The sequence below is a fragment of the Pseudomonas sp. F8002 genome, assembly GCF_013385495.1.
Lineage (GTDB): Bacteria > Pseudomonadota > Gammaproteobacteria > Pseudomonadales > Pseudomonadaceae > Aquipseudomonas.
The window spans coordinates 210,164-216,163 of record NZ_JACAPW010000011.1; the positions used below are offsets into that span (position 1 = coordinate 210,164).

At 50.5% G+C, this 6,000-nt stretch carries 6 protein-coding genes; 5 read left to right on the top strand and 1 reads right to left on the bottom strand.

The features are described from left to right. Positions 1-22 precede the first annotated feature (22 nt). The 4 genes from HX811_RS10510 (at position 23) to HX811_RS10525 (ending at position 2,873) form a co-directional block, all read left to right on the top strand. Entirely contained in the window at positions 23-391 is a 369-nt protein-coding gene (locus HX811_RS10510) for a hypothetical protein (RefSeq protein ID WP_177045838.1), read from the top strand. Between the two features lie 61 nt (positions 392-452). Continuing rightward, positions 453-1,625 (top strand): DUF3800 domain-containing protein, encoded by a 1,173-nt coding sequence (locus tag HX811_RS10515; RefSeq protein ID WP_177045840.1) that lies wholly within the window; start codon positions 453-455, stop codon positions 1,623-1,625. After that, entirely contained in the window at positions 1,618-2,133 is a 516-nt protein-coding gene (locus tag HX811_RS10520) for a hypothetical protein (RefSeq protein WP_177045842.1), read from the top strand. Before HX811_RS10515 ends, HX811_RS10520 begins: the two co-directional genes overlap by 8 nt. A gap of 254 nt (positions 2,134-2,387) precedes the next feature. Beyond that, positions 2,388-2,873 carry a GIY-YIG nuclease family protein gene (locus HX811_RS10525; protein WP_177045844.1) on the top strand — a complete coding sequence of 162 codons (486 nt, stop codon included), beginning with the start codon at positions 2,388-2,390 and terminating at the stop codon, positions 2,871-2,873. A gap of 182 nt (positions 2,874-3,055) precedes the next feature. On the opposite strand, the gene drt4 is transcribed toward HX811_RS10525, so the two are convergent. Continuing rightward, the gene (drt4, locus tag HX811_RS10530) at positions 3,056-4,705 is read right to left on the bottom strand and encodes an antiviral reverse transcriptase Drt4 (RefSeq protein ID WP_371132404.1); all 1,650 of its coding nucleotides are present in this window, start codon (positions 4,703-4,705) and stop codon (positions 3,056-3,058) included. 903 nt (positions 4,706-5,608) lie between these two features. Here drt4 and HX811_RS10535 point away from each other — a divergent pair. Beyond that, the coding region (locus HX811_RS10535; protein ID WP_177045846.1) for a transposase at positions 5,609-6,000 on the top strand (392 nt) is incomplete at its 3' end.

Here is a 6,000-nt window from a genome sequence, read left to right on the forward strand (position 1 = left end):
CTTTCTACGATCAAGGAAGGATATGAAAAAGCTCACCGCAGTAATGGGGATCTGTGTCGCACTTGGCGGTTGCGCTACGTCCCACTACACCGCAGGACGAGACTTTCCGTCGGCCAGTGTAGCGAGCATCACCAAAGGCAAAACGACGACTACTGAGTTGAAGTCCCTGTTTGGTGAGCCCTACGCCAAGAGTGCTGTCAGCGAGACTGACGAAAAGTGGATCTACACCTACACCAATGGCTCAGCCCATGCCCAAAGCTACGTGGTCACCATGAAGGTGACGACTACGGGCACTCAGAAAACTCTCGACGTCTTGATCCGAAATGACGTGGTCATCAACTACACGTTCAGCGAAGGCCCCGCTCCAGGCACTACCACTGCGACGAACTAAGTTCGCCACCTTGCCATTGGGCGACCCACCGCACTCAGTACGTTGTTGATGGAGCAAGCTCATGGACAGAACGTATGCCTTCGTGGATGAGTCCGGGAATTCCGACCTTGATACGTCAAAGGGAGGAAGCTCGGGCTTCTTCATCGTGTGCTCCATTCTGGTGGCAGAGAAAGACCTCGAAGCTGCTTATGCCCAAGCTGAAGCACTCCGCGAGCGTCATTTTCAAACAGGCGAGATCAAATCCAGCAATCTGAAGCCCAAAGATTCAGATCGCCGTGCCCGGATCCTAAATGAGCTCGCCGAGCTGCCATTCAAGCTCTATTTCACCGTCGTTGATAAGTCCCGAATTCACAAAGACGGCGGCCTCCGTATCAAGACCTCGTTCATAAAATACGTGAACGGGTTGCTCTATGAACGTTTGTTCCGCGCATACCCTGACCTCCAGATGATCGTAGACGAGCATGGTGGCCAGGAATTTCAGGAGAGCCTAAAAAGCTACGTTGCAGAACGCTTCGTGGACGACTTATTTGGCGATAAGGATGCCTTCCAGACGATGGCCAGTAAGGACAACGTTTTGGTTCAGGTTGCAGATTTCTTCGCTGGCTCAGTCGCTCAGATCTACGAAGAGAAAGCTTCGGAGGAAGCAGTTATTGCCTACAAAAAGATCCTACGCAGCCTGACTCTTGGAATGCTTGAGTGGCCATCCAAGTACCAGTCTCTTCTGCCGCCGCCGACGAATGAGTCTGGGTATGCAGACTACCAGGTACACCAGGAGGCTCTCCGCCAGGCAGACCGTTTCAGCGAGCGGGTTGGTGAGCATCCTGATGAGGATGAGCGCCTGCAATTGAGCATCTTGCGGTTCTTGAGATTCCAAAGCGAATTCGTCACCAAAGACTACGTGTCAACCGCAGAAATAGTCGGCCACCTAAAAGATAGCGGCTTCGGGGATATCAACGACCAGAGGATACGCTCCAGCGGCATCGCAAAGCTTCGCGATTCGGACGTGATCATCACAAGCGCGGCCAAAGGCTACAAAATTCCTCAGACACGGGCTGACATCAACGAGTTTCTGGAAAGGGCGTCAGGCATAGTCGTCCCTCTGCTGGAACGTGTCAAAAAGGCTCGAGAGGTGTATCGGCTGAGTAGTCGAGGAGAATATGACATCGTGACGGCAGCCAACCTGGTTGAGCTTGCCAAGCTGCTCACTGCGCTCGAGGCGTTTGCAGATGACTGAACTCAGTCATAGCCAGGAACCTCATCAGGCTGCATTGATCCAGGATGAAATCCTAGAGATTTTGAAAGAGGCCAAGGTGCTCGCGCGTAGATTCTATCGCCTGACCGGTAAGCCGCTGGGCGTGACCGGCGAGGTCGCAGAGTACGAAGCTGCTGCTAGGCTCGGCCTGTTACTACATCCTGTAAGGCAGGCAGGTTACGACGCTACAGAGGCGCTGGAAGATGGCGTCGCGAGAATCCAGATAAAGGGCCGCTGCATCCCGAACCCACTAAAGATTACGGGCCGAATGGGGGCAATTGATCTACGACAACCCTTCGATACTGTGCTCTTGGTGCTGCTTGATTCTGAGTTCAACGCATTTGCAATGTACGAAGCGAGTCGTGCCAAGGTAGAGGATGCACTGACCTTGCCTGGGTCGAAAGCCAGAAATGAACGTGGTGCGTTGGCTATTAGGCAATTCATGTGGATAGCTACGTTGCGCTGGGCTCGTCATGAGCCTAGCGACTAAGAGTATTAACCGCCGTCTGGACGCCGAGTGCTGCGGATATGTCCCGTGTGACGAGCCAGGCTAACGTCCCTAATACGGCACATTAACCATAATTTTTGGGCTTAATGGCCCTATTTGGGGACATTAAACTGAGCGAATAACGCGGCCAATAATGACGATGGCCCCTGCTGCGTGCACTAATACATCACCAGGGCAGAAGATCTCTTTGCCGATGCTGAAAGACAGGGAATCGCAGGCGTAAGAAAGGAGCGGAAATGATCTATTTTTTCATTGAAGATAGTAATGAGAAGGTCAAGATAGGTCGGGCCAAGGACATCGAGCGCCGCAGAAAAGGCCTTCAAACCGGGAATCCGAGGAAGCTTTTACTTCTGGGGTGGATTCGTACAGATGATGACGTGCGACTGGAGAAGGAGATCCATCAGAGCTTCTCTCACCTTCGTGGTACTGGCGAATGGTTCGATCTGGATCCTGCGGACATCTTGCCGATCCTCGAGCATTTCGGCATTGATGGTTTTGTCGGTACGACCGACGATTCTTTCGAAGTCATCGGCAATGACCGGGATGGCGTGCCAGAGTATCTGGGCGTCTGGAGTTGGGGCAACCTGGAATGGAACGAGTGCTGTCCTTTCTGCGGAAGCTTCTGCGGTATGCACTTTCAAGACGCGTCGAGTATGTACCACTGCCTAAACTGCGACACGCTTACCACCTTTGATTTTCTGAGTCATCAGGAGGAGGAGTGACAGCTTGAATATTAGCCATATTGGATGAATTCTCGAACAGCTCTGCAACGTCGGGCGAGAAGCGACAGGGGAGGGCGCTTCTCACATTGGCAGGAGCCCTGAGGGTTAAGGCCTCTTCGGGCCAAAGCCTGACGGCAGAGGGGGCACGGCAAGCGTGCCTTGGTTGTGAAAAAAGCCAACGGTCAATACTTCCCGTCTAGGTAATCCTGGAACCCTACCGGTAATTCATTTTCTTCTCTAAATGGGTTCGAGTAATAAAAGCAGTAGTCTTCAGCCTTGGAAGCTTTCTTAGGAGGGTTGAGGAACTGGACGTCATGCTTTTTAAGGATTTCGAAGGTAGGATCATCCATGTAGGGATTCTCTATCTTTTCATAGAGGAAAAGCTGATAAAGCAGAATCCAATTTTGATCAAGTTCGTACAGGGTGCAGTTTTCAATCACCTGGCGAGCATGCGCAACCACAGCATCTGTAGCGGATTCGAAAATACTGAGCAGAGCAATCGCTGTTGCATCACTCGTCTGAATAACCAATTCGATGTTTTCAGCAGTTGGGCGTGAGCTTAGCTGCTTCAAATAATATAGCGCCCAGCACATACCGTCCGAACGGCGATGTAACGCATTGGTTTCGAGGATTCCATTTAGCTTTGCAGTGACGGCCTCTTTGTCATAGTAGTCCGAAGTAGCGTCGATCTTTTCAAGAAGTGGCAAGAGTATTGGGTAGTGCCAGCTTAGGCTGAGAATGTATTGAAATACTGTGGCGGCTGTATCACCCTGAGCTCTATGGCAAATTAGTCCTGCAGCTAGCTTCAATACACTACCATCAGGCACTGCCCGGTTTAAATGTACGGCATAGTCAAGAAAATTTATGGCCTCATGAGTGAAGAGGGTCAAGACTCCGTTGGAATCGGTTCTCCACGGGGTGGCATTAGCTAATTTGGTAACCCAGGAGTCCACCAGCGGTTCCGGTAGCTCGGTTATTTTTGTTTTGCTGAGATTGAGCGTTAAACGGTATCGAGACAGGGCGATGCTCAGGGCACGAATGAATTCCTGAGCCTGAATATGTGTTTCGCAATAGGCCGTATAATCATCAATGTAACGTACAAAGCGAAACTTTCCCGCGAGCTCTCTATCAACCGCAGCCAGAACTATTTCCACCGCAATGCTTGAGGAGCTAGGGCCAACAGGTAGGCCGGAAGTCTCGTTGCGTTTTGCGTTGCGCAGCGATATGTCGAGGGTCGAGCTCCAGTGCTTTTCTCCTCCACGTTCTTGTAGCCGCTCTTTGGCCTTTTCATAACCTTGAATGGCCCATTCTAGAGAGTGTGTGTAGATAGAGCCAAAGCAATTGGCTACGTCAGCATGAGCTCTAAAACTCGCACCAAAACTAATTTCCAAAGTGTTTTTTGTTTTTGTTTCATGGTCTTCATAATTCATGATAAACATGCGGCCATCATTATGCTGTTCGGCAGTGATGACGCTGTTTTCATCTTTCATTGATTCGAGTATTTCTAGCCTGTTTTTCTTCAGGTTTGAATATATCCTTGCGTAGGCGAGGGGATGTATAAGGCTGAGCACCCGTGGAACATTGTTAAATCGTGTGGCCTTGTATTCCACAAGGTCGAACCAGTAGGTTTTTCTCTCTCGGCTTAAATTTATGGCTGCTAGCTCCTCAGCAATTTCTGGAGTGAATCTACTTGTTGAGAAGCATGGAGGTAATTCAGTTGAGGAATCTTTTTGATTTGGAAAATAATTCCAACGTGTCAAGGCCTCTAGGAAATGTCTTTCCTCATCGTGAAATACGGCAATATTTGACACCGGGCTGGTGAATTCTTTCACTAATTTTATTGCTCCTACGATTTTTGCTCGGCAATCGGCTAGAGTTGCACGGCAACACTTGGTAGTTCGGCTGCCATTCTAAAAACAGCCGTACGCGGAGTTAAGATAGTCGCTCGTGCTTGCTGGATTGTCGATCTGGTATGAGTGAGATCGAGAAGCCTAGCCCACAGGTGGCTATCACATCACGAAGCGTTAAGGCTCTATGTAGGGGAAGTCTCTAAGTCTCTTTTTGAGCAAATTCTCGCTTAGATTAAGTGCAGGCTTGGTGGGCGCGTAACGTTGTGAGTCACAGCTCATTTCTCATTTTATAAGGATGTCGGAGTCATCCTGTCGCATACCTACCGTGACGAAGTGTCAATCCTGTCCCGCCTATGCCGGAGGTCGCGCTGGATCGAGTGTCAATCAAGCGGCGCGCCTATTAGATTTCTGTCAATCAGTGTCGCATGGGTTGACGGTCAATCAGTGTCGCATATTGATTCGGCAATGGCCTTATTTTTAAGGGGTTGCAAGCTGTCAATCTATAGAGCGGTCAGTTGATACCAGGTATTACTGGCCGGATGATCCGTTGATTGCTGAACCGACTGCCCGGATCAAGCCGAGAAAGTAAGCGCGCCGAAGATCAACTATGGGAGCTGGCTTGCCTGCGATGCAGGCAACTCGGTTTTTCAGTGGCACCGCAGCGATGCTATCGCAGGCAAGCCAGCTTGTATGGTTAGACTTGTAGGGGTGGTGGGACTAAAAGCCAGCATCTGACTCTAGCCAGTACAGACCGTGGGAGACTTCGCCCCACCCCTTCACCAAAGCGCCGATAAGGAATGCATCGGCCATGACCGACGATAGAAGCAAGCCAGCGCAACGGTGAAGCCCCGACAAGCCCATAAACCCTAACCCGGAGCGTTTTTCATGGCAATGACTGTCTTGCAATCAATCATCGGCGTGGATGTCGCTAAGGCTGAAGTTGTGGTTTGTCACATTGAAACAGACGAATTGAAGATTGTGCCCAACAACAAAACAGAGCTGAAGGCGTGGCTCAAATCTCTCCCCGTGGACAGTGCCATCGCGATTGAGGCGACCAATATCTATCACCTGGATACGGTCAATTTGGCCCACGGGATGGGCCATAAGGTTTATGTGATTGATGGCTACCGCCTTAATCACTACCGCAAAAGCACGGGTGGGCGGGCGAAGACAGACGCCAGCGATGCGCGTTTACTGGCCCGTTATTTGAAAAATGAGCAGGCTGATTTACGTGCCTGGAACCCGCCGCCGAAGATCTATACCAAGCTTCAAAGCTT